Genomic DNA, 26873 nt, shown 5'->3' on the forward strand with positions numbered 1-26873 from the left:
GGGATCCAATCAGCCCCCATTGAAACCGCGAGCACCTTTGCAAGTCGAAACGCGTCTAAATTCAGCTAATCTTCACCCGCAGTGGCGATAGCGGTTTCACTTCGCAATGACTACGAGGCAGCAAAGGTGTCATCGGTTTCGTGCAGCGAGCACCCCCACTGATACGCCGATGCGGCCACCCACACCCACAGTCGCATGCAATTCCACGACTTCCTGCACCGACGTATTCTCGAAAACGCTGCAATCTCAAGGATCTGCTACCACAGCTTGAAGGACTCACTGGGGAATTGCATGCGATATTGCTGAGCTCCCGCTTGGAGACGGCGGCGAGGACTGCAAGATCCCTCAGAACAGGCAACGCGAAACCTGCTGCGCCTGTGCGGACGATCGCTCCCCGGACGCCCGATGTTACAAACGTCGTCAAATCGGAGCATTTTCAATCGTTCAATACGGGGTCCTGTTACAAACGTCGTCAAACCAAGTCCAAAACAAGCGTTTTCTGGCGAAATATCGTGTGGATTGACGACGTTTGTAACAATCGCCCGTGGAGACCTACAAAAAGTCGCTCGAATTGACGACGTTTGTAACACGAAACAACTCAGCGGCATGAACTCTCACACATAAGAGCAGAACGTCGTCGCAGAGGGCAGACAAGTTGGGGATACCGCGCGGTCTGCGGGCCCTGGCGAGGCTTCCATCGGACGCGCCGAGCCACAGGTAAGCCACAAGGGTGGCGAGCAGACGATAGCCCACACGGTAGCTCCAGATCAGGCGGAGCGCACAGCGCCGAGACACCTCAGGCAACGAACGACGGCAAAAACTGCCGAAGCGGACGCACAAAGCGGGGCCGGTGGTCATTCACCGGCCCCGCCTCGTATGAATTAGCGCGAGAAGCGCAGGTATCAACGCCAGAGGCTATCAGGCGCGCACGGAGCGCTCGTAGTCCTTCATCAGGTCGATGCGGCGCTGGTGGCGCTCGTCGCCGCTGAAGGGGGTCTCCAGGAAAGCGTCGATGAGGGCCAGAGCCTCTTCCTCGCTGTGCTGGCGGGCGCCGACGGCCACCACGTTCGCGTCGTTGTGCTCGCGGGCCAGACGCGCGGTCGCATCCGACCACACGAGGGCGGCACGCACGCCTTCCACGCAGTTGGCGGCCATCTGCTCGCCATTACCGGAGCCTCCGATGACGATGCCGAGGCTGCCCGGCTCGTCGACGACAGCCTGGGCTGCCTCGATGCAGAACGGCGGGTAGTCGTCGAGCGCATCGTAGGTGTGGGCGCCGTGGTCGACGACGTCGTGACCAGCCTCGCGTAGGTGCGCAACGACCTTTTCCTTGAGTTCGAAACCGGCGTGATCGGTGCCGATATGAACGCGCATGGGATCCTCCTGAAGAGTTCTCAAACAAGCAACGCCCACTAGTATGGCACACATCACCGTCCCGCGTGGTCGTATGAAACCCTGCTAAACTGACCGAGCTGCCCCGATAGCTCAGCGGATAGAGCGCTTGCCTCCGGTGCAAGAGGTCGCAGGTTCGAGTCCTGTTCGGGGTGCCACTCATATCCACACCGCTCACAATGCCCGCGCCCAACCCAGCGGAAACCCGTGAGCGAACGCGCCCCGGCCTCGTCGATGAGGCCACTCCCACCTCCCGGAACGCTCCACACCCCGTTCCCCTACCCCATAAAATGGGGGGCGTATTTATCGTCAATCAAGGACTGGCCGATGACCTATCCCTGGTGGAGCCTGCTCCCCTTCGTCGCGATGCTCGCATGTATCGCCCTTCTGCCTATCATCCCGAAGACCTCGCACTGGTGGGAGAAGGAATCCTCCCAGCTGTCCGTCGCGCTCGCGCTGGGCGTGCCGACGACGATCTGGATGTTCGTGAAGGCGGGCACGGGCCCGCTCATCGCCACGGGCGTGGAGTACGTGCAGTTCATCGCGCTGCTCTTCGCGCTGTTCGTGGTCTCCGGCGGCATTCACCTGGCCGGTGACATCAAGGCGACCCCGCGTAACAACACGATCTTCTTGGCGATCGGCGGCCTGCTGGCCTCGTTCATTGGGACGACGGGCGCGGCCATGCTGTTGATCCGCCCGCTCCTGGAGACGAACAAGGAACGTAAGCACCGCGTGCACACGGTCCTGTTCACAATCTTCATCGTGGCGAACTGTGGCGGCATACTGACTCCGCTCGGCGACCCGCCGCTGTTCCTCGGATACCTGCACGGCGTGCCCTTCGCGTGGACGTTCGCGCTGTGGAAGGAGTGGCTGTTCGTTCTGGCGCTGCTGCTCCTGTCGTACTACTCGATCGACCGCGTGCGTTACGCGTCCGAGGACACGTCCTCGATCGAGGCTGACGACCGCGAGATCAAGCCCCTGAGGCTGCACGGCACAATCAACCTGCTGTTCTTCGCGATCATCATCCTGGCCGTCGCCTTCGCTCCATCCTGGGACGGCGAGGCCCTGGCCGAGGGGCACGTGCACTCGTGGACCGGCTTCGTGCCGTGGCGCGAGATCATCATGTTCACGGTTGCGGGCCTGTCCTACAAGCTCTCGGACAAGAAGGTGCGCTTCGAGGAGAACGCGTTTACGTGGGCTCCGATCATGGAGGTTGCGACCCTGTTCATCGGCATCTTCTCGACGATGGCGCCGGCGCTGCGCTACCTGGAGCAGATCGCCCCGTCGCTGCCGCTGACCCGCATGACGTACTTCGTGTTCACGGGCGGCCTATCCTCAATCCTGGATAACGCCCCGACGTACATGACGTTCTTCGAGATGGCGAAGGCGTCCGGCGGCGATGGCACCCTGGTCGCGGGCGTGCCCGAGTACTACCTGATCCCGATTTCGCTCGGCGCCGTGTTCTGCGGCGCGATCACGTACATCGGCAACGGTCCGAACTTCATGGTCAAGTCGGTCGCCGAGTCCGACGGCGTGCCCATGCCGTCGTTCGGCCGCTACATCGGCTACGCGTTCACGCTCCTGGTGCCCGTCCTGGCCGCCATGGCAATGATCTTCGTGGGCGAGACCTGGCTGGTTCGAGGCCTGGGCATCGCCCTGGCCACCGGCCTGGCGTTCCTGTCGCTCGTGCGCATCCGTCGCGCGGGCCTGGACGAGGCCGTGGCCGACTTCAGCGGCAACGAGTGAGCCGGCGGTCTTGACAGATGCGTCGAGGGGGGCGGAGCCAAGCGGCTCCGCCCCCGTTTCGTCATGCCGCGCTTTATCGCTGCGTTACTTGATGGTCACTAGAAGGGCGGGCTATCCTGATCTGTTAATGTTGACCATATCGTAAGGGGAGACAAATGGCCGGTGGAGTCAGATAGGATGCGGACGAGGTGTCGCGTGCCATCACTATCTTGAACTACTCAAGCGAGAACATAGCATCCCGCACTCTTACACCACCCAGTAACGCGGGGAGTAATGAGGCGGACCTTGCGACACAGGTTGAGAGGATCAATCGTGTCATAGAGAAGGCTTCTTTTTGTTCTTTTACTATCGCTCGCGGTCTGACCGCCGCATCCGAGACTTTTACGGCCACCGATGATCAGGAAGCTGCCAGCTTTGACACAGTGGGAGAATATCTGCGCGCCAGGGGGCCACGATGAGCACTAATGAAGACACGCCCCAACACGGAGCATGGTTTTCCATGCCATTCCCCATTAACGTCGACAATCTCTTCACGTTCAAGGATCAATGCGCACACAGCTCCGGCGCATTGTCTACCGCAGACGGCGATACGATGCGCGCTTCTTCCATTGTCGGCCAGCAGGAGGCGCTCTGTGTCGACTCGTGCCAGTACGATTTACAAGTCGCATCGGACGTGTGTGAAGGGATCTCCAACGATCTGACAGCACTCGCAAACGCTGTGTCAGAACTCGCCTGGTCGATGAAGTCAGTGCGAGACGAGTACAAGGGAATCGCGCAGGCAGCCAAAGGCTGCGGTCTGGTGGTCGTAGGAGACAAAGTAATCCTATTCGACGAGTCGGACGATGACCTTGTCCATAGTTTTAATGAGCTGCAAGCGCAAGCTGAGGTCCAGCGGTTGAATTATGAACGCGCCGAGCACGTGTTTTCACTCGCGCTAGACAACCTCAAAGTGGATGTCTATGAACAATGGATTGAACCCGTGTTCGACGCACTCAAGGAACAGTTTATTTTGGATGACAAGCATCCGCTAGCTAAGGCGTTCCCCTATGCTGTGGGACTGTTGGACATGGGCGGGCAAATAACCATTGGGAGTTCGATGACGTATTTCAAGAGGCTGTATGAACCCCCCAAAGGATTCTTCGCCAAAGGCGACCTGTCGAAGTGGGCCTTCCGGCCCGGGAGACATGGGCTGGAACCAATGGCCACACGATCGGTATCTCCGATAGCCACAAAAATTGGGAAGGTTGCCGGCCCGATAGGGGCGGTCGTCGACGGCGGTATCACCGCCTACGACACCTACCAAACTGATACCGAGCAGCACCCCGAATGGAGCGAGGGCCACAAGATCGCACGAGCGGGTGTCAAAGGAACTGTGACAGGGGGAGCTACGTGGGCTGGAGCCTGGCTAGGAGCCAAAGGCGGCGCTGCTATCGGCGCCGCTGTCTCAGGGCCTTTCGCCCCCGTTGGTGCTGTCGTTGGTGGCGTTGTCGGCGGCGTCATCGGAGGAGTGATCGGGCACTATGTTGGCGAATCTGCTGGCGATTGGCTCAATGATAAGGGTGTAGACCGTGTTGCAGCATCGATGGAATGAGGGATGACTTATGAAGGATAATGTGCTTGGCTGTCTATGCGCTCTGATTCTTGGTGTTCTTGGCGTGGGCATATGGTACGCCGAAATGTTCACAGACTCGAAGGCTGCGAACCTGTGGCGCCGCATGAACGGACAAGGTCGCATCAGCAAGAACTGGGCAGCTATCGGCTCTCCGGCTATATCATCAATTTGTTTCATCTATCTATTTTCTGTTCTCATTGAGAAGCACGTCCCCGACTGGCTAATATTTGGGCTTGCATGCCTCATGATGCTACTTCTTCTCGTAATGATCATTGGCCTTCTGCCCATCAAGTTCCCCCGGTGGGTCTACGCCGATTGGCAGTACGCCAAGCGGCATGGGCTCTTAGACGCCGATGGAAACATCGATCAGGAGGCTTACGAAAACCATGCGGACAGGAAGGAATTCTGGTGAACGAACAGATAACAATGACTCTTTCCTCGGGATGGAGATTCCTGACCCCGGAGGAATACGCACAGCTCGGCCCCCTCGCAGAGGATCCCAGCGTTCGCCTCGTTGCCGTCGCTAAGACGAAAGATGAGGGAAAAGTTCCGACCTTCGTGGTGACCGGCGGAGCACTCAGCACCGACGCGAGCGACGACGAAGTCTACGCGGACACCATCAGGCAGGTCGAGGAAGTGTTGCCCGGATTCCACCTTATTGACGACTTCAGGTGGCCGGTTCTCCCGGAGGAGGCTCGATGGCGAACAGGCGCTTACATTCTCGACGATGTGTCGCTGACCCTTAGCCAGCTCACGTGGATCACACGCACTGCGCCCGCGACACAGCAATCTCCACAGCGTTTCCTGTGGACCGCGACGTGCACATGCCCCAGCATTCTATTCCCAATGATCATCGATGATTTCATCACGATGGCTCAAACCCTGGAGGTGACCCCGTGAGCGAACATCCGATCGAAAGCAACTCCTCGGATCAGATCATCGTCACTGTCGAGCAGGCAGATGCCCTACTCGAGATGATTGCCAGTGACGAGAATGCCGGGCGCATTTCAAGCGCTGCTCTCTCCAGCGGACTGGTGTCGCTCGGACTGGCCGGCGCCAACGGCTTGGCCGGCGACGCCGCACGAATCCTAGAGCCAGTGCGAGCAGCTCGTACCCAAATTGCGATCCGCGTCGTGTCCCCTAGCATGCGCGGGGTCGTACGCGACTGGAGGATCTGGCCCACAATGCCTCGCTCCGTCGTTATGCGTTCCGGTGTGGACGGCGTGCACTTCAGTCAGGTTGATTACTGCGAAGTCCCCCATATCTTGGCCTTTGCCTCCCTGCTGCACGCCGGACCTACCATCCACGACGGGCCTCCTTACATTCCCGCAGATTTCATCGCTGCGGTTCGTTCCCTGGATGCACAAGGCGCTCAGGATGTGCTCAACGATCTCGTGACATATGGTCCCGCGGAGTCACACTTCGCCCAGGACTGCGTCTCGGGGCGCTGGAGCGTCGTCACCTGCGTGCGCGAGGAAATGCACCGTCGCGAGTGGAAAACCGGCTTGCACTATGAGTGTTTCGTGACGGACCATCTGCACGCGCAAATCCACGCGCCGCTTGACGAGGAAGCTCTTGCCCACCTGTCAGCCGATCCAACACTGGATGCGCCGCCTCGCGCAGCGATCTGGGCGATGCTGATGGGAATGCTTGCCCCATAGCGCTCCCCGCGCGGGCATGGGCCTGGACGAGGCCGTGGCCGACTTCAGCGGCAACGAGTAAGCCAGCAGGCCTGACACAAGTGCCGAGAGGGCAGAGCCAAGCGGCTCCGCCCCTCTCGAGGCGTACTAACCTCAGTCCCTGGGACCCGAAACAGAACCCGGAGCCGGGGGTTGCGTCCACAGGCCGCGCTGGTCCAGGAAGTCGCGCAGGAAGACGGGGCGGTCGGTGATGATGCCGTCGACGCCGACCTCGAGGAGGCGCAGCACGTCGGCCACCGTGTTGATGGTCCACACGTGGACGGCCAGGCCCAGGGTGTGGGCAGTAGCCACGAAGCGCTCGTCGACGACGCGGATGGGGCCCTGGTGCATGGGAACCTGTGCGGCGATGGCGCCCTGGCGCGGGCCGGGCACGTGCCACCAGGCGGGGTTCGTGGCGCTCTTCGCGGCGCCCACGAGGCGCACGACGGCCTCGGTCCCCAGAGATGTGGCGACCGCGCGCGCAGGGTCCGAGGCGGCGATGCCGCGCACGGCGCGCAGGCGCGGCTCGGAGAAGGAGGCAACGAGCACGCGGTCAGCCGCGCCGTGGTCGGCGATGACGTCGAGGAGCGGGCCTTCGACGCCCGGCTCCTTCGCGTCGATGTTGAAGTACATATCGGGGAAAGCCTCAAGGACCTGAGCGAGCAGCGGCATCTGCTCCCCGGAGTCGCGGTGGCGCAGCTTGGACAGCTCGCGCCACGTCATCTGAGCGATCGCGCCACTCCCGTCGAAGCAGCGGTCCACGGTCTCGTCGTGGCAGATGACGACCTTGCCGTCGGCGGTCACGTGGGCGTCGGTCTCCACGTGGCGGATCCCGGCCTCGTAGGCGTACGCGAAGGCGCTCATCGTGTTTTCGGGGGCCTCCTCGCTGCCGCCGCGGTGGGCGAAAACGATGGGCCCCTGACGCATGGTGACGGGCATCATGAGCAAGACTCCTGTCCGAGATAAACAGCTTTGTTTGTCTGCATCCACGCGTCCGGATCCACGGGGGTGTCCGAAGAATCGTGGATTTCGAAATGGAGGTGCGGGCCCGTCGACCATCCGTTGTTGCCGACCGCGCCGATGACCTGCCCGGCGGTGACGGTGTCGCCGACCTTCACCGTAATCTTGTTCATGTACTGGTGCAGGTAGGCGGAGTGGAAGACGGTGCCGTCGGAACGCGTGTGCTTGATCTGCACGTAGGCGCCCGAGCGTGAGTTCTCCGCGACCTCCTCGACGACGCCGGCGTACACGGAGGTGATGGGCGTGTCGAGCGGGGCGGCCATGTCGATGCCCTCGTGAGCGAGGAGCTGGCCAGACACGGGCGAAATACGCATCGTGAAGGGCGAGGTCACCGTGTAGGTGCCCTGCGGGAGCGGCCAGTAGATCGTATCGGCGACGACGTGCACGTTGCGGTTGCCGTCGGCGCCGTTGCCCGATGCGCAGCCGGTGATGGACACGGGGGCCTTGGCCTTTGCGCGAGAGTTTGCGGTAAGGGTCGCGTCCAGGGCAGTGGCCTGGGGCAGGGCGGAGGACAGGGCCCAGCTGGGGCCGCCCACCGAGGCGCCGAAGGCTCGCGCGGGCACGGTCAGCGAGGAGTCGGATCCGACGCGTCCCGTCATGGGTACGGCGATCGTCGTGCCCGCCAACCCCAGCACGAGGAGGGCGCGGAGGACGTAGCCGACCGGGTGAACATTACGGCGCCGTTCCCCCGTCGACGAGGCCGAGTTTTCCTCCGCATCCTCTCGATCCGTCGCGGGATCAGGGGTGGGGGCCGAGGCCTCGTCAGTCATCGGGATCACAGACGTCGTCGGGTTCTCCGGCTGATCGTCCGCGTCGTGGGGGCGCGCCGCTCGCAGCTGCGAGCGCTTCGGCAGCGGGCACTCGGTGTCGCTCACGCTCTCCCCCTTGTCTGTGTTCGTCATGAAGTTTTGACCTCGATCTAATGTACCTTGCGGATCGCGGCTCGTCACGAGCGCTGGAGAACGTCTCGGACTTCGCCGACCAGTAATTCGAGGATGTCTTCGAGGAAGAGGATGCCGACGATTGCTCCCGCATCGCGCACGAGGGCGCAGTGCGCGCCGGTGCGCTGCATGTGGCGCAGCGCGTCTTCGACCTGGTCGTCGGCAGACACGGCCTCGAGGCGTCGGATTCGCCACGGGGTGATCGGCTGCTCGCGATCCTCACCGGTGGCATACAGGACGTCCTTGAGGTGCACGTAGCCGACGATGGAGCCGTCTTCGCCGGCGATCGGGAAGCGCGAGTAGCCCGTATGGGCGACCTGTTCTTCCACGTCGGCCGGGGTGGCACCCTCGGGCAGGACGATGAGCTTGTCGAGGGGGACCATCGCGGTCCCGGCCGTCTCCTCGGAGAATTCCAGGGTGCCGCTGAGCAGGCCCAACTCGTCGGTCAGCACGCCCTCCTCCTGCGAGGCGACGACGATCGAGGCGACCTCCTCGATCGTGTAGGAGGCCGAGATTTCCGAGCGCGGCTCGTAACCGGCCAGGCGCACGAACCAGTTCGCAAAGCGGTCCATGGCCTCGATGATCGGGCGCAGGACGTGGCCCAGGCGCACGAGGACAGGAGCCAGGATCAGCAGCATGCGCACGGGGGCGGCGATCGAGATGTTCTTCGGGACCATTTCGCCGAAGACGACGTGGCAGAAGAGAACGATGACGAGGGCGGCGGCGAAGCCGACGACGTGGCTGGTCGCCTCGGGCGCGCCCAGGCGCCCGAGCGGCGACTCGACGAGATGCGCGATCGCGGGCTCCGCGACGACGCCCAGGGTCGTGGACGCGACCGTCACGCCCAGCTGGCAGATCGCCAACATGAGGGACACGTGCTGCAGTGCGTACAGCGCAGCGGCCGCGCCGCGCGCACCTTCGTCGGCGAGAGGCTCGACCTGCGAGCGACGCGTCGAGGTGACGGCGAACTCGCCGGCAACGAAGAAAGCGTTGACGGCCAGCAGGGCCACGGTGATCGCGAGACCAACTCCCACGCTCACAGTGACACCTCCTCATTCTCAGCCTCGGGAGCGGGCGTGATCGCCACCTGGGCGACGCGACGCCCCTGCATCTGGGTGACCTCGATGCCGATGCCGTCCACGTTCACGCGCGATCCAACGACCGGAATCTCGCCCAGCTCGTTCATGACGAGGCCGCCGATCGTGTCGTAGGGGCCGTCCTCGGGCAGGTTGATGTCCGTGCGGCGCGCAAGCTCGTCGGGGCGCAGCGTGCCGGGAACAAGAAAAGTCCCGTCGGGGCGCGGGCGGATGCCGAGGCGACGCTGGTCGTGCTCGTCGGAGACCTCGCCGACGATCTCCTCGACGACGTCCTCAAGGGTGACGATGCCCGACACGCCGCCGTACTCGTCGACGACGACGGCCATCTGCAGGCCCTCGTCACGCAACTGGACCATGAGGGGACCGATCGGCGCGGTCTCGGGAACCGACGGCGCGTCGGTCATGAGAGACGACGAAATCACGGGGACCTCGGCGCGACGATCGGCGGGCACGGCGACCGCGCGGCGCAGCGACACCAGGCCGAGGATGTCGTCGGAGTCGTCGCCAATGACAGGGAATCGGGAGTGTCCGGTTTCGCGGGCCAGGTCGAGCACGTCCTGGGCGCTATCGCCCTCGCTGAGGGTGTGCAGGCGGCCGCGGTCGGTCATCACGTCGGCGGCGCTCAGGGTGGACATGCGGATCGTGTTGACGAAGAGGTCGGCCGTGGACATGTCGAAGGTGCCTTCTTCGACGGAGTGCTCGACGAGGGCGGCCAGCTCGGAGGCGGAGCGCGCCGAGGAGATCTCCTCCTGGGGCTCGATGCCCATGCGGGCGAGGACCCAATTCGCGGTCCCGCCCAGCACCCAGATGACGGGGCGGGCAATCGCGGTGAAGGCCATCTGGAAGGGGACGACGCGCACGGCGGTCGCCAGGGGGTGTGCCAGGGCGAGGTTCTTGGGGACGAGCTCACCGAAGAGCATCGAGAAAACGTTGACGAACGCGGCGGCCACGAATGCCGCGATGCCGGTCGCAAGCCCCCAGGCGAGGCCGACCGATCCGAGCAGGTCCTCCAGCAGGTCGGCCAGCACGCTCTGCGTCGTGTAGCCGAGCAGGATCGTGGTGAGCGTGATGCCCACCTGCGCGCCCGACAGCTGGGTCGACAGCGTGCGGGTGGCGCGAAGGACGGAGGCGGCCCCACGATCCCCTTCCTCGGCCTTCTTGTCGAGGACGGCTTGGTCGACCGCAACAAGCGAAAACTCGGCGGAGACAAAGATGAAGGTACCGGCGGTCAGGACGACGCCGAGCAGAAGCATGAGGACGGTCGTCATCGCGTGGCCCCCTCGACGAGGCCGGGGCGGGTCGCGGGTACGCGCGCGGACAGGGGGTGAGAAAGAGCGGCCATAGAGCCGGCAGTGTCGCAGTCCATGATGGTTACAGTCTAGCGGCCCAGCCCGCCTCCCCCAGCGCGCATTTCCACACACCGCGGGCCATGTGCCAACAATCATTCTTCAACGGACCAAAGGCCCTTGAAGTACACGCCAAAGGTGTACCAGGTTTCGTGAAGACGATCACGCGGCGGTAGAATTGTGGAGGTATGGCCGCGCGGGATTTCGCCCATGCGCGCGGCGCGACACTTACGGAGGAATACGTGCCCACTCCCACCGCTTCCCAGCCCGATCCGCAGTGGTACATCGCGAAGATGCGAGACCTCTACGAGCGCGATCCACAGCTCCTGGATCCCTCCTGGCGCGCCTATTTCTCCACCGAGTCCGCTCCCCCGCAGCTGCGCGCCAAGCGTCCCGACATCCCCGAGGGCGCTCCCTCAACCCCGGAGCCGGCCCCGGCCTCGTCGGTCAAAGCCGCAGTCCCCGTTGACCCCGTTGCCCCCGTCTCGGTGACCCCGCCGACCCTCGACATCGAAGACGATGCGCCCGAGGCGGCCGCCACCGAGCACGCACACGTCGTCTCCGTGACGCGTTCCGACCTGCCGCCCGCCCCGCCCGCCGCCGTCGCCGAGGCCACCAGCCCCTACACGCGCCAGCAGCACGGACGCGCAGCCTTCACGCTCTTCCAGGACGCCCCCTCGCACGACGAGCTCCACATCCTCAAGTCCGCGGCGCGCGCGACCGCCAAGCACATGGAGGCCTCGCTCTCCATCCCCACGGCCACCTCCCAGCGCCAGATCCCGGCCAAGCTCCTCATCGAAAACCGAGCCCTCATCAACGCGCACCTGGCGCGCACCGTCGGCGGCAAGGTCTCCTTCACGCACCTCATCGGCTACGCCCTGGTGGAGGCTCTGTGTGAGATGCCCGACCTGAATGTGCGCTACACGATCGAGGGCGGCAAGCCCGCCGTCGAGCAGCTCGCGCACATCGGCTTCGGCCTGGCCATCGACGTGGCCGACGCGCAGGGCAACCACTCCCTGAAGGTCCCCGTCATCCACGACGCCGACACCCTGACTTTCGCCGAGTTCGTCGACGCCTACCAGGACCTCGTTGCGCGTGCCCGCACGGCGACGTTGACGACCACCGACTTCCAGGGTGCCTCCGTCACGCTGACGAACCCGGGCACGCTGGGCACCACCACCTCCGTGCCGCGCCTCATGGTCGGCCAGGGCCTCATCATCGGCGTGGGCGCCACCGACTACCCGGCGGAATTCCGCGGCGTCTCCCCCAAGCGCCTGGCCGCCCTCGGCATCGGCAAGACGATGTTCTTCTCCTCCACCTACGACCACCGCATCATCCAGGGCGCGGCATCGGGTCGCCTCCTGGCCCTCGTGGACGCCAAGCTCTCGGGCCGCGACGGCTTCTACGAGCGCGTCTTCACCTCGATGCACGTCCCCGCGCGCCCCTACGCGTGGGAAGCGGACTACGACTATGATCCGAACCACGAAAAGGGCAAGCCCGCGCGCATCGCGGAACTCATCCACGCCTACCGTTCGCGTGGCCACCTCGCCGCCGACACCGACCCGCTGGCCTACCGCGTGCGTCGTCACCCCGACCTCGATCTGTCATCCTACGGCCTGAGCGTGTGGGACCTGGATCGCCCCTTCCCCACCGGCGGATTCGGCGACTCGGACCAGATGCTGCTGCGCGACATCCTCACGCGCCTGCACGACACCTACACGCGCACGGTTGGCATCGAGTACATGCATATTCAGGATCCTGAGCAGCGTGCATGGGTCCAGAAGCGCATTGAGCGCCCGTACGAGGCCCCCTCCCCCGACGCGCAGCGCCACATCCTGGGCACCCTCATCCGCGCCGAGGCCTTTGAGGAGTTCCTCCAGACGAAGTTCATGGGCCAGAAGCGTTTCTCCCTCGAGGGCGGCGAGTCACTGATCCCGCTGCTCGACCACATCCTCGCCGACTCGGCGCGCACCGGCATCCACGAGGTCGCCATCGGTATGGCGCACCGCGGGCGCCTCAACGTCCTGGCCAACATCGCGGGCAAGTCGTATGCGCAGATCTTCGACGAGTTCGAGGGGAACTACATGCCCAACTCCGTCCAGGGATCGGGCGACGTCAAGTACCACCTGGGCACGTGGGGCGTGTACTCCCTTGACGACGGCCTGGCCACGAAGGTCTACATGGCCGCCAACCCCTCGCACCTGGAGGCCGCCGACGGCGTCCTGGAGGGCATCGTGCGCGCCAAGCAGGAGCACCTTGGCGACCCGGACCTGCCGATCATCCCGATCCTCATCCACGGCGACGCGGCCTTTATCGGCCAGGGAGTCGTCCAGGAGACCTTCAACCTCTCCCAGCTCGAAGGATACAAGACCGGCGGCACGATCCACATCATCGTCAACAACCAGATCGGCTTCACGACGGGCCCGACACAGGGCCGTTCCACCGGCTACGCGACGGACCTGGCCAAGGGCCTGCAGGTCCCGATCCTGCACGTGAACGCGGACGACCCCGAGGCCGTCATCCGCTGCGCGCACCTGGCCTTCGAGTACCGCAACGCCTTCCACAAGGACGTCATCATCGACATGGTGTGCTACCGACGCCGCGGCCACAACGAGGGCGACGACCCGTCGATGACCCAGCCCGTCATGTACTCCCTCATCGACCGCATCCCCTCCACGCGCGCGGTGTACATCCGCGGCCTCGTGGGTCGCGGCCAGCTCACCGAGGACGAGGCCCGCCAGTCGATCGCCCAGTACGAGGCGGAACTCGGGCGTATCCTCGAGGAGACCCGCGCGGGCGGCGCCTCCTCGGTGTCCGAGATCAACCCGGGCAGCCGCACGCACGACCCTGCCCTCACCGCCGGGGTGGGCGAGGCCGGGGAATCCCCCGACGAAGAATGGACCATGCCGGAGTCCCAGATGCCCGGCATCGGCATGATGATCGGCTGGACGTCGGCTGCCCCCGCCAAGCAGCTACGCCGCATCGGCCGCGCGCACACGCGCTTCCCGGAGGGCTTCGAACCCCACCCGAAGCTGCGTCAGCTGTGCGAGCGCCGCCTCGAGATGGCGCTGGGCAACAAGCCCATCGACTGGGGTTTTGCGGAGCTCCTGGCCTTCGGCACGCTCCTCATGGAGGGCACTGGCGTGCGCCTGTCCGGCGAGGACGTGGGCCGCGCGACCTTCGTCCAGCGTCACGCGATCCTGCACGACGCGAACGACGGCCGAGAGTTCACGCCGCTGCGTTTCCTCACCGAGAACCAGGCGCGTTTCGACGTGTGGAACTCCCCTCTGAGCGAGTACGGCGTGCTGGCCTTCGACTACGGCTACTCGCTGGAAAGCCCCGAGACCCTGACGATCTGGGAGGCCCAGTTCGGCGACTTCGCGAACGGCGCCCAGACGGTCATCGACGAGTTCGTGTGCTCGGCCGAGCAGAAGTGGGGACAGCGTTCCTCGCTCGTCATGCTCCTCCCCCACGGCTACGAGGGTCAGGGACCCGACCACTCGAGCGCGCGCATCGAGCGCTACCTGCAGCTAGCCGCCCAGGAAAACATGTGGATCGTTCAGCCCTCCACGCCGGCGAACTACTTCCACATGCTGCGCACGCAGGCCTACAAGCGCCCGCGCAAGCCACTCATCGCGTTCACGCCCAAGCAGCTGCTGCGCCTGTCGGCCGCCTCCTCGCACCTCGACGAGTTCACCTCGGGCGCCTTCCAGCCCGTCATCGGTGACTCCTCGATCACCAATCCGTCGTTGGTGACGCGCGTCCTGCTGTGCTCGGGCCGCCTGTACTACGACCTCATTAAGGAGCGCGAGCACCGCGGCGACACGTCGACGGCGATCATCCGCTTGGAGCAGCTCTACCCGCTGCCCGAGGCCGAGGTTACCGAGACCCTGGCCCAGTACCCGAATGCGTCGGTGTCCTGGGTGCAGGACGAGCCGCGCAACCAGGGCGCGTGGCCGCACCTGGCGCTCAACCTGTTCCCGTCGCTGGGACGCCCGGTTCGCGTGGTCTCTCGCCCCGAGTCGGCAACAACCGCAGCGGGACGTGCCTCGCTTCACAAGGAGCAAGCAGCTACCCTTGTTGCGCAGGCCTTCGAAGGCTAACGAGGGCCGGCGCTCCCACCGGGGGCGCGGGAGGCACCGGAAAGGAACACCATGCGGATCTGCTTCATCGGAGACGAGCTCGTCGCGGGCGTCGGCGACCCCCGAGGCCTGGGCTGGGTCGGTCGCGTCAACGCGCACTCCACCTTCGATCTGCCTGCCACGTTCCTGACCCTAGCCGTACCCTCAGAGACGACGAAGCAGATGGCCGCGCGCTGGGAGGCCGAGGTGCTGCCGCGCCTGGCCGAGGGGGAGCCCCACGGCCTCGTCATCGGTGTGGGCCCTGGCGACGTCGCAGCCGGCATTTCGACGGCCCGCTCCCGCCTGAACCTGGCTAACATCACCGACCGGGCGACCGCGCTGGGCATCCCCAGCTTCGTCGTGGGTCCCCCGCCGCTGGCTGGCGTGGACTCCGGGTCGCTGAAGGCTCTGTCCTCCTCGTGCTCCGAAGTGTGCGCGCGCCGAGGCATCCCCTTCGTCGACTGCTACACGCCGCTGGTCGCGCATGACCAGTGGTTCGAAGACATGGCCGCCTCCCTGGCGCGAGGCGCGGACGGGCAAACCCTGCCCAGCCAGGCTGGGTACGCCCTCATGGCGTGGATCGTCCAACACCAGGGCTGGTACGAGTGGACGGGAGCGACCCCGGCGGACGTGTAGTATCCCGGCATGCGCAGTAATAATCCGTACGCACCGCCCACCGGGTCGGAACCCGCGCTGCCCGAGGAGAACGTGGAGGCTGCGCACCGGGTGCCACGAAACGGGCCGGTGCCCGTTGAACCCTCCGCAGAAGGGTCTGACCCTGCGTTCCCATACGGAGTTCCCACCCCTCGCACCGGGGATGAGAAACCCGTCGAGACTCTGCCCCCGCACATCTCCGAGGCGCATGCGGACAGCGAGCCGACGGCGCCTGCACCCCGCGCCGCCTCCCCCTCAGCCGCTGCGCAGCGCGATCGTTCATCGTCGCCGACCGCTGCACGGCCTCACGCGACGTCAACAGGCACAGACCCACAGGACAGTTCCACACCAGAGGATAAGTCCACGAAGGCCTTCACTCTCCCGATACCCACCCACGTGTTCGCGGGTCTAGCGAGCGTAATCGCAGTACTGTTCTTCACCAGCATCGGAATTGCTCAAGCCAACGATTTTGGTACTGCCACACTTCAATGGCAGTTCGCCGCATGCCTGTTCGGGCTCGCAGCCGCGGGTTTGTGCATTCCCTTCATTCCCGCCACGGTGCGCTACACGCGCATCTTGTTCACAGAAGGCGAGAATGAGTCGGCCGAAACTCGGGCGTCCGGGTATACCCTCATCTGCCTCGTCGGACTTGCCGCCGCAGTCATCTCAATCAGCAACGCAGTGCCGGCAGCACGCGACCTCATCGAAGGACCCCACGCCACAACAGTCTCCTCGTGCTGGTTGTACCAACGTCCGGTGAAGAGCTCACCAACAAACACCAGCCCGAGCAGCTATAGGAACGAATTCAACATAACACTCAACGACAAGAGCACGCTCGTCCTTGTCATCGAAACAGAAAAACGGGATGAGTTGCAGTCGGCATCGGGCATCTCCGGCACCCTCTACAAAGGATGCGAGTTGCGCCCCTCATCGAAGAAGCTGGTCCTCGACCTGTATCCGCGCACGCAGATCATCGCTGACGCGCGCCTCGTCTAGCGAGTACCTGTCCATGAACGAATGCCCCTGCCGACTCATCAACACCTATCAGTCAGGCGTCCTCGCGCTCGCACGCACTCAGCTCAGAGGATGCGCCCGAATGCGCCGACCTCGTCAGCAGCCGATTACGTCCGGAAGACCATGAGCAACCAGTATCCTCTCCCACCCTCCAGCGACGGCCCGACGCAGTACGGCGCTCCCAACTACGGGACGACGCAGTACGGCGGCTACGGCACCGATCCCGCCAGCCTGTCCTATCAGCGGGTCTCACCCACGACCGTGGCCAATCACCAGCAGCGCAGACAAAGCCTCAAGTTCGTCATCATCTCGCTGGCCACCATCCTCCTGGGCTGCGCCGTCTATTTCCTCCGCGACCTCTTCGAGTACGGGACGCCACTCCTCATGTTGAGGCTCGCCGAGAGCGCGGCGGGGCTTGTTTTAGCGTTGTCCTGTTTTCCTTTTGCTTCCATTCTTCGACGCCAAGCACAGCCAGCGTATCCATCGAGCAGCACCCCTCAGCGGCCGCGCGACATGAGCGGCCCCCTCTACTTCGGCATGGTGGGTCTCCTCATCGCGGGTGTGTCGCTCTACTTTGGTCTGCCCGCCGCGATGGATCTCGCGGACGGCCCTCAGCCGAAGACCGTCACGTCATGCATGTATTTCCAGTACGACGCCCCCCGATCCATGTTTTCTCACTCATCGGTCTACAGGGACAACTTCTCGATCAACTTCGAAGGCGGGCTCACGCATACGACGACGTTCATCTCAGAGAGCATCGACGACATCGAGACGCGTGGGGACCTAGCGACGGAGCTGTACAACGCCTGCGAGCACCGCGAGCGCACTCAAACGATGACGGTGTCCTACTACCCGCGCACGTGGATTCTGACGGGCGTGCAGGTCAGCGGCTCGTGAGAATCCCAGAAACAAAAGCGTGCGCTGACAAGAAGGGGGCCTCACCTCTGACACTTGAGGTCTATCGCCACAGCTGGATCATCGTCGACGCGCGGGTTGAGTAGGATGCTGCGTGTTTTCACCGACGAGGTGGGTGCACCCGCCCAGCCCGAGCCTCGTCGTCACGACGCCACACGGCACCACTGAGACACCACCACCGAAGAACTCCCCGCCTTCAATCCACACCACGCTACCTATGCAGGTGGGCAGTGACACGGAATAAACAGCCTCGTCCATCTCCGTCCCAGCTGAAACGGTTCTTATGAGCAACGAAGCACCTCTCTCCCCCGATCAACCCTCCGTTGATGAACCCCAGATCTCGCGCACTGCCATCGCGGTAGCGGCGGGGAGCCTCACCGCAATTGTGTGCTGGATGATCATCCAATTCGCACGCATGTCACCCATCGCCGTTCCCGTCATCATCCCCATCTGCGCGGCTATCATCCTGAGCGGGATCATTGGATGTGCCATCTATTATTCAATCGGTTTCGCTATACGAGACTCGCATAGGCCACGTCGGCACCGCAAAGAACGCGACTGAGCACCGCTACCCGCCGTACCCATTGAAGCACCCCCATGAGCAAGCGTAAGAACACGTCTACCACACCCCAATCCCCAACAAGTTCGCTGACGAAAGAGCAGAAGCGCTATGGGACAGCGTTCTGGATCGTCCTCACTCTCATCTTGTATGGTTTGGCCCATTTGGCAGACACAATTTCCCCTCATGGCCCCTCTCGGTTCCGCTGGCTGACTTTCTCCTACGGCACAGCGTTTCTCATCATGCTCGCATGCATCGCCGCCATTACCTACTTGTTTCAATGGTTCGACAAGCGCGAGAGAGCTGGCACTGTCATGGGCTTGCACAAACGAGCCACAGCCCTCGTGATACCGGTGCTTATTCTGATTCCAAGCGCCTACAACGCTCTAGGTTACGGGACGCGTGTCGTCTTCGATCTCTTCACCGGTCCGCAGACTGTGACCGTCTCATCGTGCACACGCGAAATTGTTTCGCGCCGAGAACCACATGGACGCTACCGAACCATGTCCGTAGCTGACTATCACTTCATCATGACCCTGGCCGACGGAACCACCCGTCAGACAGTCATCGATAGCCGTGTATTTCTCGATGACCGACGCGTCGACGAAGTCCTGTACAGTGCTTGCATCAAGAATCCAGGGACAACTTCGATGACACTTGACGTCTACTACTACTCGTGGATCATCGATCAAGCAAGGCTGGATTGACGAGGCACGCCGTCACTCCGACGCACGTACACATCGGCGGCATCTTGCCCTCGATCAGCGAGGCCGTGAAACGGGGCGTGAAACGGGTCGGCTCACGGCTGGGTGAGAATCCCCGAGATAAAGCGCGCGCTGTGGTCGAGGGCGGCCTCGGCCTCGGGAATGACGGGGACTGAGAGCACGTAGACGTGGAAGCCATCCGGCTCCACACGCAGGCGCACATCGACGCCAGCGCGAGCCGCCTTGCGGGCGAACTCGATCGTGTCGGGGCCCAAGATATCCGCGTCGCCCTGGAAAATCCGCATCGGCGGCAGGCCCGCCGGGTCACCGTACAGGGGGCTGACCCGCCAGTCTGCGGGGTCCAGGTCGCCCGCCCACGCGCGGCCCGCCCACTCCAGTCCGGGCGCGCGCAGGATCTTATCGCGGTGCTGCACGTCCTCAATCGCCGGGTTCGTCATCGTCACGTCGACCCACGGGGCATACAGGACGAGGCCATCCACCTGACGTTTACCCGCGTCGCGACGCTGCATGGCGAGGGACAACGCCAGACCGCCGCCCGCCGAATCACCAAAGATGACGACGCGGCCGAACTCAGCCTGGACCTCGTCGATAATGGGCTGGACGAAGTCGAACGCTTCGGCCGCGGTGTGCTCGGGGGCGAGCGGATAGTCCGGAATGATGACGGGCAGGCCTGTGCGGTCGATAAGGCCCTCAACGATGCCCCACTGGCCGTCAACCAGCGGGAAGAGGTAAGCACCGCCGTGCAGGAAGATGAGAGCGCCACCCGAGCGCAGGCCCTGCTTCGGGAACACGCGGGTCACGCCTTTATCGCACGTCGCCGTGAAACGCGCTCGCATACGTTCGGGCATGGGGTGCTGCAGTGGGGCACCCGCCGCCATGTCGCGCGCGGCTTCCTCAGTGTGCAGTGCGGGAGGCGTAAGCCCCTTGCGAGCGTGAATAAGACGCATCTGGAGGGACATGGGGCCTCTTTCATATCGATGAATCAGTCTGCGCGCACCGGGACGCGCCCGAGCGCCAACAGGTACCAGGATACGCTGCGAGAGTGGTTCGCTCCTCGCTGCGACGCGAGTGCAACACCACCGCAGGTGGATAAGCTCGGCGTCGCCCACGCCGAAGTCGAAGGCTTCTGCACTTCTCGCGGAAGATCGAGGCGCCCGGTTGCATCAGGATCTGACACGAGCAGATCGGCCGATATCTGGATGCTCGTTCAAGTGTCGCACGCGCGTATTCGGTTCACTGGAAATAGTAGAGTTGGCTTGTGGATAGGAAACGTTGTTCTGGATAGGAACTAGTTATCTGGATAGGTTATTAAGCTATCCAGAACGCAATAACCTATCCAGATTTCCATTTCCTATCCAGATGGTGCGTGAGGCTTCTCCTCGTTGATCTCTACGGGACGCTCCTCACCCCAACAACGTACATTCAGATATCAGTCCCCCTCACACACCCCATCGCTAACAGCTCTCCGCGCGCGCTTCCGCCCCCATCCTGACAGGCGACTCCCGACACCTCACTCCTCGCCGTTATGCACAGGGGCATAAAGAGAGACCTGGTTATCCACAGGCCGTCCTTTTCGACTACCCCCAACTCGAAGCTCTGTTCAAAGCTGGATACATGAACCAGGTACCTGTTGTCGTCACCGATGTCTTACAGACACCAAAGAGCCAAGCGCATTCGCCCGTCACCGTTCGCATCATGCGCGGCATTGCAGCTGCTCTCCCACTGCATCCAGACGAGTCAACTCCTTGGGAAATATGGAACGCGGTTGCCCTCGCCCGAATCCATGCAGTGAATGCATCCCTACAACACCAAGCACTGTACGTAGGACGTAGTTGCCTTCTACTCAACGGAATTCAGGGATGGTCCGCTAATCCACAGATAACCATCTACAGGCCAACAAGACGATCCACTTCCCGACTTCCAGCGTGTTCGGTCGGCTCAACGACAGTACCCGAAACAGGTGTCACCTGTTCCAGCATCCCTCCACTCTCTGAGGAACGCAGACGCACTAACGGATTGGAAACGGAACACCCGTACGATGCACTCATCCGTTGCGTTCAGCAAGAGGAGCCGTTGGAGGCTTTCACCCTCGGATGCATGGCACTGCATCAGTGGAGCAACTTTTCAATGTTTGAGCAGATGGAATCACGTGAACGGGCAGAGGAAATCCGCGTAGAGCTCCTCAAGCGCCTCGAACGCTCCCCCACAAAACGAGGACTCCGTCGAGCATGCGCCATTCTTCGCGCGATTGATCCTGGATGCGAGAATCCTGCTGAAGCAGCCTTGCTTTGGCTTGTGCGCTCGATCAGCCCTTTCCCGTCACTGACTCAAGTGCACATTGAGGTCCGGGGTCGTCACTATTACGCAGATATTGTCATCGCAGATCTACGAATCATCATTGAATTTGACGGCATCGGGAAACTAGGCGACAACCAATCCGATCTTGCGCGCGCAAAACGGGAGTGGATCCGCAGGGATCAGGATCTTCGCGATGCAGGATGGAACGTTATTCGTGTCAGCTGGCCGGACTACAACGACTGGGAGGGTCTACGGTTGAGGCTCATGAGAGCGCTAGGGCGTACAAGCTCATCACTCGATCATCGCCTTCTATGGAGCCCTCCCACCGAGCGCTGCGATGGGCGAAATCGACGTTTCCGGATCGGACGTGCCCCACAACGAGTTCATGTTCTGGATAGGAAACAGTGAACTGGATAGGTTATCGCGTTCTGGATAGCTTAATAACCTATCCAGATGCGTGGTTCCTATCCAGAACGGCGTTTCCTATCCAGAACGAAGGCCAGTGGATTGGCGCCCCCATAGACGGGCTCCTCACGCCACCACGAGCGTCCTCAACACCAGCCCAGCACACGAACAACCTATCCCCATGTGCACAGCGCGATCACAATCTGCAGCGAACGGAAGCCCCACACACCGTTTTACTGAGATGCAGGGCCGCAAATGGAGTAGCGCACACACCAGACACGGCACACCCCACTCATCATTTGCGCCCAGCACACGACACGCCACCAAGCGCCGCACGCCCCAGACACGGCGCAGGCCTGGTCCCGCTCCCGCGCGCCCTTGCGTCACGTGCGCCTCGCACGGCCGCATCTGGTCCTCACCAGCCGCGCGTACACAACGCGCATACAAAACGCGCCCGGACCAACCGGTCCGGGCGCGCAACGTATTCGGCTCAGGCGTTAGGACGCTTGCCGTGGTTCGCGCCGTTCTTACGACGATCGCGACGCTTACGACCCCGCTTCGACATGTCATTCTCCTTGGGTTTGTTGTCTAGACTGAAGCATTTTTGCACACATCGGCCCAAACCACCAAGGCACAGGCCGTTCGCGGCGACGAAGGTCACCGAAAAACGGGTGGCAACCCCAGGCTCGTCTGCCCGCGCGCCGCGACGCGATCACGCGTCGTCGCAGCGCTCCTAGCGCCAGGTGACGGACACGCTGGTGATTGATGCGACGACGCGGGCGCGCAGCGCATCGGACGCCTGCTCGGACTCGTAGCAGCCGCGCAGGAGGGCGCGCACGTGGCGCTCCGCATCCAGGGCGTCGGTGCAGTGCGCGCAGGTGGCGACGTGCTTGATCATGAGGGCACGGGCGCGCGCATCGGGGCCGGGCACGGATCCGGCGTCGATGAGGCCGCTGCGGCGGTCACATTCCTCGCAGTCGATCAGTTCGTATAGGGCGTCTAGGACATCCTGGCAGGTCACGTGAGTGTTCACTTGGTTGCTCCGATCCCGTATTCCGCGGCGACGTCAGCCAGCACGGAGCGCAGGTTCTTGCGCGCCCGGTTCAGTCGGCTCATGACGGTCCCCATAGGAACTCCTAGTTCTTCGGCGATTTCCTTGTAGCTCATACCCTCAACGTCAGCCATGAGGACAACCATCCGGTGTTCCTCTGAGAGCGAATCGAGGGCGTCACGCAGCTGAGCGGAGGGCAGCGCCTCAAGCGCCTCGACTTCCGCGGATTTGAGGCCAACCTCTGAGTGGGAGGCGGCGTCGGCCAGCTGCCAATCCTCGACGGTGTCGCTGGAGGCGCGCTTGGGCGAGCGCTGCGCCTTGCGGTAGCTGGTGATGTAGGTATTGGTAAGGATCCGGTAGAGCCAGGCCTTGATATTGGTGCCAGGCTGATACTGGTGGAACTTCTGGTAGGCCTTGAGGTAGGTCTCCTGAACCAGATCCTCCGCGTCGGCGCGGTTGCGGGTCATGCCCAGTGCCGCGCCGAAGAGTTGGTTCATGAGGGGCATCGCTTCGTCCATGAAGCGCGCCTCGAGCTCGGCACCATCCAGAGCGGACGAGGCCGGGGTAAGCTCGGGTGCCTGCGGCGTCGGTGAGGGGGTTGTCGTATCCATCGCCTCTCAGCGTAGTCGCGCAAGCGTGCGGCGCGAATGGGAGTGGTCGATGGGCGGTCATACTGAGGGCAACGCCTCACCCCCCTCTTTATTCCATAACCCTCAACAAGTGTGCGTTGCACCACTTTTATCCCGTTGTTTGGGAGTGGGCAGGCCGTTCGGCTTCCCCCAGGGGCAAAGGTGTCGAACAATAGGGGTATGAATCTGCTGCGCGTTGTTGCCCGTCCTTTGCTCGCCGCCCCGTTCATCGCCGACGGGGTTGATGCCCTCATGCATCCGCATTTCCACGTGGAGCGCGCCGCGGGCGTTCGCCCTCTCATCGATAAGGCGACCCACGCGGTCGGCCTGGATCCGCTGACGGATCAGCAGCTGGCCGTTGCCACCCGCGTGACAGGCGCGGTGATGGTTGTCGCCGGCCTGCGTTTCGCGCTGGGCCGCAAGCCCCGCGTGGCCGCCCTGACCCTGGCTGCGATCGGCGCGCCCATGGCCCTCGTGAACGCTCCCCTGCCTGGCACGACGCGAGGCCTGCCCAAGGAGCAGATCAAGCGCCGTCGCTACCGCACGCTGAATAAGGCGGGCCTGGCTGCGGGCGTCCTCCTCGCGTCGACGGACCGCGTCGGCCAGCCTTCGGCCCTCGTCGCCCACGCGATGCGCCGCGACCAGCGCCGTGCGATCGCTGCGGCCGAGGCCGCCGTTGTGGAGCGTCTGAGCGGCACCGCTTCGTGAGCGCGCCCTGGCCCTCTCCCCTGCCCACCTCCCCCGTGGATGCCACGGTCGAGGTGCCGGGTTCGAAGTCAATCACGGCGCGCGCCCTGTACCTGGCGGCCGTCGCCGATTCTCCCTCCGTCATTCGGGGTGCCCTGGACGCGCGCGACACGCGCCTGTTCGCGGCTGCCCTGGAGGTGATGGGCGCACACGTCGAGGACGAGGGCGCGGGCATCCTGCGCGTCACACCGATGTCGCTGCCGCCGCGCGGCGGTCGCATCGAGTGCGGCTTGGCCGGCACCGTCATGCGTTTCCTGCCTCCCCTGGCGGCCCTGTCCCCCGAGGAGACACTCTTCGACGGGGACGAGCAGGCCTACGCACGCCCGCTGGGCCCGCTCCTGGACGCCCTGGTGCGCATGGGCGCGACCGTCACGTATCACGGTGAGCGCGGGCACCTGCCCTTCACGATTCAAGGCCCGATCCACACGCCGCTGGGCGCGCAGGCATGGGTAGACTCCTCGTCCTCTTCGCAGTTCCTCTCCGCCCTGTTGCTCGTCTCTCCCCTGGTCGGCGATCCTCTCTTCGTCTCGGCTCCGGGCGTCATCCCATCAATGCCACACGTGGAGATGACGCTGGCGTCCCTCGCGGGCGCGGGCATCGACCTGGAGGTCGTGGACGAGGGCCGCGCGAACCTGTCCACCTGGCACATCTTCCCATCGCGCCCCATCGGCGGCGACATCACCGTCGAGCCGGACCTGTCCAACGCCGGCCCCTTCCTGGCAGCAGCGATGGTGACGGGCGGGCGCGTGCGTATCCCAGCGTGGCCGGAGGCAACGACGCAGGCGGGCGACGCCTGGCGCGCACTGCTCGGTCACATGGGCGCGACCATCACCCTGGACGAGGAGGGCCTGACCCTGACGGGTCCCGGCGCCGGCAACTACCCGGGCATCAAGGCCACGATGGCTGAGGTCGGAGAGCTCACCCCCACCCTGGCCGCGATCTGCGCATACGCCTCGACCCCCTCGCACCTGAGCGGCATCGCGCACCTGCGCGGACACGAGACGGACCGCCTGGCGGCCCTGGTCACCGAGATCAACCGCGCCGGCGGGCAGGCCGAAGAGACCGAGGACGGACTGATCATCACGCCGCGCCCGCTCCACGCCGCGCAGATCCGCTCGTACGCGGATCACCGCATGGCGGCCTTCGGCGCGATCCTGGGCCTCATCACGCCCGGCATCACGGTCGACGACATCGCCTGCACCTCCAAGACGCTGCCGACCTTCGAGGCCATGTGGGCCTCGCTCGTGAGCGAAAACGGTGAGGAAAGCACCCAGGCTGCCCCGGCCTCGTCGATCGAGGAGGAGGAGTGATGGCCCGCCGCGACACGGGAACCGACGACCCGCGCGTGCGCGTACGCGCCGGCAAGGGCTCACGCCCCCGCACAAAAGACCGGCCCGACTGGTCCTCCAAGCCGCTGGGCCGCGTCATCGGCATCGACCGCGGCCGCTACCAGGTGAGCCTGGAGGCGGACGGCACCCGTGTGGTCGCCGTGCGCGCCCGCGAGTTGGGGCGCGGCTCCATCATCATGGGCGACCGCGTGCGCCTCACCGGCGACCTGTCGGGGCGCCCCGACACGCTCGCGCGCATCGTCGCCGTCGAGGAACGCTCCTCGGTGCTGCGCCGCTCCCTCGAGGACGCCCCGGATCAGCGAGGCGAGAAGGCGATCGTCGCGAACGCCGACACCATGTGCATCGTCGTCGCACTGGCGGATCCCCCGCCGCGCACCGGCATGATCGACCGCTGCCTGGTCGCCGCCTTCGAGGCGGGCCTCGACCCCGTCCTCGTCCTGACGAAGGCGGACCTGGCCAGCGCGGACGAGCTGATCGCCGCCTACGAGGACTTCGACCTGCGGGTGGTGCTCACGAGCGCCGAGGCCGGGGAGGCCGACCCGGGCGTCGCCGAGCTGCGGGCCCTGTTGGCCGGCCACTGGTCGGTGCTCGTGGGGCATTCGGGGGTCGGAAAGTCCACGCTCATCAACCTCCTGGTGCCGGGCGCGGGCCGCGCGACGGGCCACGTCAACGAGGTGACGGGGCGCGGGCGCCACACCTCCACATCCTCGGAGGCCTTCGAGCTGGACGAGGGAGGCTGGATCGTGGATACGCCCGGCGTGCGATCCTTCGGCCTGGGACACGTGAGCGTCGCCGACGTGCTCGGCGTCTTCCCGGACGTCGCAGAGGCCGCCGCCTGGTGCCTGCCGCTGTGCTCGCACGGCGAGGAGGAACCCTCGTGCGCGCTTGACGCTTACGCGCGCGCCACCGGCCCCTTCACCCTCGACGAGGCCGGGGACGGCGATGCGGATCGGGTGCGCTCCGAGCGCGCCTCCCGCGTGGCGTCGGTGCGCAGGCTCCTCGAGGCCGTGGCCACGGCGGAGGCTGCCAGCAAGGCCACCCGGTAACCCCAATATCACATTCGCAAAATATTACAAACAATAAGGGCGTAATGTAACATCTTTCACTAATTGGAATGCTTGACAGGTCATCAGGACAGTCAATAATAGAAATGTAGCGGCGGTCGCTACACCTGACCACAAGGACGTGATCATTATGAAAACTGCTATCAGGGCTCTCGTATCCTTCGCCTGCGCAGCACTCCTGTCGGCAGGCATGGTTCTCCCCACACAAGCCGCTGGTCGATCAACCATCGCCCCAACGGGTGAAGCGGCAGTCGAGCAGATGGAATCGACCGAGGGCACGCAGGTTGTCGGAGAAATTATCGGAATACTAGCGCTTGGGTACGCCATCGCCTACAACGACGGCGTCTCACGTGCAAAGTCGGGCGAGGTAACGTGGAGCATGTGGAACGGTTCATTCGGTCACGTTCTCCAGGCAGCAGCTTCCGTCTCGCCTGCCGTCTGGCTCGGGTACCTAGGGTGGAGCCAAGGGTTCAAAGGCGAATGCCGCCAGCACAGCTACTGCTACAACA

The 26873-nt window shown here is 64.0% G+C and carries 23 protein-coding genes and 1 tRNA gene; 15 read left to right on the forward strand and 9 right to left on the reverse strand.

The genetic code is table 11. The features are described from left to right. Nucleotides 1-918 precede the first annotated feature (918 nt). A complete protein-coding gene (locus FOC40_RS08370; RefSeq protein ID WP_003794677.1) occupies nt 919-1374 on the reverse strand; it encodes a ribose-5-phosphate isomerase in 456 nt (151 codons plus the stop codon). A 100-nt stretch (nt 1375-1474) separates the two neighbouring features. Here FOC40_RS08370 and FOC40_RS08375 point away from each other — a divergent pair. From FOC40_RS08375 to FOC40_RS08400, 6 genes are all read left to right on the forward strand, one after another. Further along, nucleotides 1475-1550 (forward strand) — tRNA-Arg (locus tag FOC40_RS08375). A gap of 169 nt (nt 1551-1719) precedes the next feature. After that, on the forward strand, nt 1720-3138 hold the full coding sequence (locus FOC40_RS08380) for a sodium:proton antiporter (protein ID WP_003794675.1): 1419 nt from the start codon (nt 1720-1722) through the stop codon (nt 3136-3138). 499 nt (nt 3139-3637) lie between these two features. Continuing rightward, complete coding sequence (locus FOC40_RS08385; protein WP_003794673.1) at nt 3638-4729, forward strand: glycine zipper domain-containing protein; 1092 nt, start codon at nt 3638-3640, stop codon at nt 4727-4729. Between the two features lie 10 nt (nt 4730-4739). After that, on the forward strand, nt 4740-5162 hold the full coding sequence (locus FOC40_RS10725; protein ID WP_003794670.1) for a hypothetical protein: 423 nt from the start codon (nt 4740-4742) through the stop codon (nt 5160-5162). Beyond that, on the forward strand, nt 5159-5650 hold the full coding sequence (locus FOC40_RS08395) for a hypothetical protein (protein WP_231125998.1): 492 nt from the start codon (nt 5159-5161) through the stop codon (nt 5648-5650). Before FOC40_RS10725 ends, FOC40_RS08395 begins: the two co-directional genes overlap by 4 nt. Continuing rightward, nucleotides 5647-6411 carry a hypothetical protein gene (locus tag FOC40_RS08400; protein ID WP_003794666.1) on the forward strand — a complete coding sequence of 255 codons (765 nt, stop codon included), beginning with the start codon at nt 5647-5649 and terminating at the stop codon, nt 6409-6411. Before FOC40_RS08395 ends, FOC40_RS08400 begins: the two co-directional genes overlap by 4 nt. Nucleotides 6412-6543: 132 nt before the next feature. Here FOC40_RS08400 and FOC40_RS08405 read toward each other — a convergent pair whose 3' ends face one another. From FOC40_RS08405 to FOC40_RS08420, 4 genes are read right to left on the reverse strand one after another with little or no spacing between them, the layout of a single operon-like run. Beyond that, nucleotides 6544-7371, reverse strand: a complete 828-nt coding sequence (locus tag FOC40_RS08405; RefSeq protein WP_003794663.1) for a glycerophosphodiester phosphodiesterase — start codon at nt 7369-7371, stop codon at nt 6544-6546. Further along, nucleotides 7368-8351, reverse strand: a complete 984-nt coding sequence (locus tag FOC40_RS08410) for a M23 family metallopeptidase (RefSeq protein ID WP_003794662.1) — start codon at nt 8349-8351, stop codon at nt 7368-7370. The genes FOC40_RS08405 and FOC40_RS08410 overlap by 4 nt, the downstream gene beginning before the upstream one ends. A gap of 44 nt (nt 8352-8395) precedes the next feature. After that, nucleotides 8396-9430 (reverse strand): hemolysin family protein, encoded by a 1035-nt coding sequence (locus FOC40_RS08415; protein WP_003794659.1) that lies wholly within the window; start codon nt 9428-9430, stop codon nt 8396-8398. Then, nucleotides 9427-10755 carry a hemolysin family protein gene (locus tag FOC40_RS08420; RefSeq protein ID WP_003794656.1) on the reverse strand — a complete coding sequence of 443 codons (1329 nt, stop codon included), beginning with the start codon at nt 10753-10755 and terminating at the stop codon, nt 9427-9429. Before FOC40_RS08420 ends, FOC40_RS08415 begins: the two co-directional genes overlap by 4 nt. Nucleotides 10756-11021: 266 nt before the next feature. Here FOC40_RS08420 and FOC40_RS08425 point away from each other — a divergent pair, with 266 nt between their 5' ends. The 5 genes from FOC40_RS08425 to FOC40_RS08445 all read left to right on the forward strand — a co-directional run bounded on the left by FOC40_RS08425 (nt 11022) and on the right by FOC40_RS08445 (nt 18803). After that, the gene (locus tag FOC40_RS08425; RefSeq protein ID WP_003794655.1) at nt 11022-14936 is read left to right on the forward strand and encodes a multifunctional oxoglutarate decarboxylase/oxoglutarate dehydrogenase thiamine pyrophosphate-binding subunit/dihydrolipoyllysine-residue succinyltransferase subunit; all 3915 of its coding nucleotides are present in this window, start codon (nt 11022-11024) and stop codon (nt 14934-14936) included. Between the two features lie 51 nt (nt 14937-14987). Then, nucleotides 14988-15590: a GDSL-type esterase/lipase family protein gene (locus FOC40_RS08430; protein WP_003794654.1), complete on the forward strand. Its 603-nt coding sequence runs from the start codon at nt 14988-14990 to the stop codon at nt 15588-15590. Between the two features lie 414 nt (nt 15591-16004). Further along, the gene (locus tag FOC40_RS08435; protein ID WP_003794651.1) at nt 16005-16604 is read left to right on the forward strand and encodes a hypothetical protein; all 600 of its coding nucleotides are present in this window, start codon (nt 16005-16007) and stop codon (nt 16602-16604) included. Nucleotides 16605-16745: 141 nt separating this feature from the next. Then, the gene (locus FOC40_RS08440) at nt 16746-17519 is read left to right on the forward strand and encodes a hypothetical protein (RefSeq protein ID WP_003794649.1); all 774 of its coding nucleotides are present in this window, start codon (nt 16746-16748) and stop codon (nt 17517-17519) included. A gap of 615 nt (nt 17520-18134) precedes the next feature. Continuing rightward, nucleotides 18135-18803 (forward strand): hypothetical protein, encoded by a 669-nt coding sequence (locus FOC40_RS08445; protein WP_003794642.1) that lies wholly within the window; start codon nt 18135-18137, stop codon nt 18801-18803. Between the two features lie 92 nt (nt 18804-18895). Here the strand turns inward: FOC40_RS08445 and FOC40_RS08450 are convergent, their stop codons facing one another. Next, a complete protein-coding gene (locus tag FOC40_RS08450; RefSeq protein ID WP_003794641.1) occupies nt 18896-19780 on the reverse strand; it encodes an alpha/beta hydrolase in 885 nt (294 codons plus the stop codon). A gap of 1138 nt (nt 19781-20918) precedes the next feature. Here FOC40_RS08450 and FOC40_RS08455 point away from each other — a divergent pair. Next, nucleotides 20919-21527, forward strand: coding sequence for an endonuclease domain-containing protein (locus FOC40_RS08455; RefSeq protein WP_231125999.1), 609 nt, complete (start codon nt 20919-20921; stop codon nt 21525-21527). Nucleotides 21528-22014: 487 nt separating this feature from the next. On the opposite strand, the gene FOC40_RS10890 is transcribed toward FOC40_RS08455, so the two are convergent. The 3 genes from FOC40_RS10890 to FOC40_RS08465 form a co-directional block, all read right to left on the reverse strand. Further along, on the reverse strand, nt 22015-22089 hold the full coding sequence (locus tag FOC40_RS10890) for a 50S ribosomal protein bL37 (RefSeq protein WP_370465157.1): 75 nt from the start codon (nt 22087-22089) through the stop codon (nt 22015-22017). Nucleotides 22090-22257: 168 nt separating this feature from the next. Continuing rightward, entirely contained in the window at nt 22258-22557 is a 300-nt protein-coding gene (locus tag FOC40_RS08460) for an anti-sigma factor RshA (protein ID WP_003794633.1), read from the reverse strand. Then, nucleotides 22554-23186, reverse strand: coding sequence for a sigma-70 family RNA polymerase sigma factor (locus FOC40_RS08465; RefSeq protein WP_003794631.1), 633 nt, complete (start codon nt 23184-23186; stop codon nt 22554-22556). The genes FOC40_RS08460 and FOC40_RS08465 overlap by 4 nt, the downstream gene beginning before the upstream one ends. Before the next feature lie 198 nt (nt 23187-23384). Between FOC40_RS08465 and FOC40_RS08470 the strand changes: the two genes are divergently transcribed. From FOC40_RS08470 to rsgA, 3 genes are read left to right on the forward strand one after another with little or no spacing between them, the layout of a single operon-like run. Next, a complete protein-coding gene (locus FOC40_RS08470) occupies nt 23385-23912 on the forward strand; it encodes a DoxX family membrane protein (protein WP_003794629.1) in 528 nt (175 codons plus the stop codon). Then, nucleotides 23909-25261: a 3-phosphoshikimate 1-carboxyvinyltransferase gene (aroA, locus tag FOC40_RS08475; protein WP_039929271.1), complete on the forward strand. Its 1353-nt coding sequence runs from the start codon at nt 23909-23911 to the stop codon at nt 25259-25261. The genes FOC40_RS08470 and aroA overlap by 4 nt, the downstream gene beginning before the upstream one ends. Then, nucleotides 25261-26346 (forward strand): ribosome small subunit-dependent GTPase A, encoded by a 1086-nt coding sequence (gene rsgA / locus FOC40_RS08480; RefSeq protein WP_003794624.1) that lies wholly within the window; start codon nt 25261-25263, stop codon nt 26344-26346. The genes aroA and rsgA overlap by 1 nt, the downstream gene beginning before the upstream one ends. The last annotated feature ends 527 nt before the right edge of the window (nt 26347-26873 follow it).

Source organism: Schaalia odontolytica (assembly GCF_009730335.1).
Classification (GTDB): Bacteria; Actinomycetota; Actinomycetes; order Actinomycetales; family Actinomycetaceae; genus Pauljensenia; species Pauljensenia dentiphila.

Excerpts from the sequence above, each read along its gene's own strand:
- FOC40_RS08370 (WP_003794677.1), bottom strand. The coding sequence starts at position 1,374 with ATGCGCGTTCATATCGGCACCGATCACGCCGGTTTCGAACTCAAGGAA.
- FOC40_RS08380 (WP_003794675.1), top strand. The coding sequence starts at position 1,720 with ATGACCTATCCCTGGTGGAGCCTGCTCCCCTTCGTCGCGATGCTCGCA.
- FOC40_RS08385 (WP_003794673.1), top strand. The coding sequence starts at position 3,638 with ATGCCATTCCCCATTAACGTCGACAATCTCTTCACGTTCAAGGATCAA.
- FOC40_RS10725 (WP_003794670.1), top strand. The coding sequence starts at position 4,740 with ATGAAGGATAATGTGCTTGGCTGTCTATGCGCTCTGATTCTTGGTGTT.
- FOC40_RS08405 (WP_003794663.1), bottom strand. The coding sequence starts at position 7,371 with ATGATGCCCGTCACCATGCGTCAGGGGCCCATCGTTTTCGCCCACCGC.
- FOC40_RS08410 (WP_003794662.1), bottom strand. The coding sequence starts at position 8,351 with ATGACGAACACAGACAAGGGGGAGAGCGTGAGCGACACCGAGTGCCCG.
- FOC40_RS08420 (WP_003794656.1), bottom strand. The coding sequence starts at position 10,755 with ATGACGACCGTCCTCATGCTTCTGCTCGGCGTCGTCCTGACCGCCGGT.
- FOC40_RS08425 (WP_003794655.1), top strand. The coding sequence starts at position 11,022 with ATGGCCGCGCGGGATTTCGCCCATGCGCGCGGCGCGACACTTACGGAG.
- FOC40_RS08430 (WP_003794654.1), top strand. The coding sequence starts at position 14,988 with ATGCGGATCTGCTTCATCGGAGACGAGCTCGTCGCGGGCGTCGGCGAC.
- FOC40_RS08440 (WP_003794649.1), top strand. The coding sequence starts at position 16,746 with ATGAGCAACCAGTATCCTCTCCCACCCTCCAGCGACGGCCCGACGCAG.
- FOC40_RS08445 (WP_003794642.1), top strand. The coding sequence starts at position 18,135 with ATGAGCAAGCGTAAGAACACGTCTACCACACCCCAATCCCCAACAAGT.
- FOC40_RS08450 (WP_003794641.1), bottom strand. The coding sequence starts at position 19,780 with ATGTCCCTCCAGATGCGTCTTATTCACGCTCGCAAGGGGCTTACGCCT.
- FOC40_RS08455 (WP_231125999.1), top strand. The coding sequence starts at position 20,919 with ATGGCACTGCATCAGTGGAGCAACTTTTCAATGTTTGAGCAGATGGAA.
- FOC40_RS08465 (WP_003794631.1), bottom strand. The coding sequence starts at position 23,186 with ATGGATACGACAACCCCCTCACCGACGCCGCAGGCACCCGAGCTTACC.
- FOC40_RS08470 (WP_003794629.1), top strand. The coding sequence starts at position 23,385 with ATGAATCTGCTGCGCGTTGTTGCCCGTCCTTTGCTCGCCGCCCCGTTC.
- rsgA (WP_003794624.1), top strand. The coding sequence starts at position 25,261 with ATGGCCCGCCGCGACACGGGAACCGACGACCCGCGCGTGCGCGTACGC.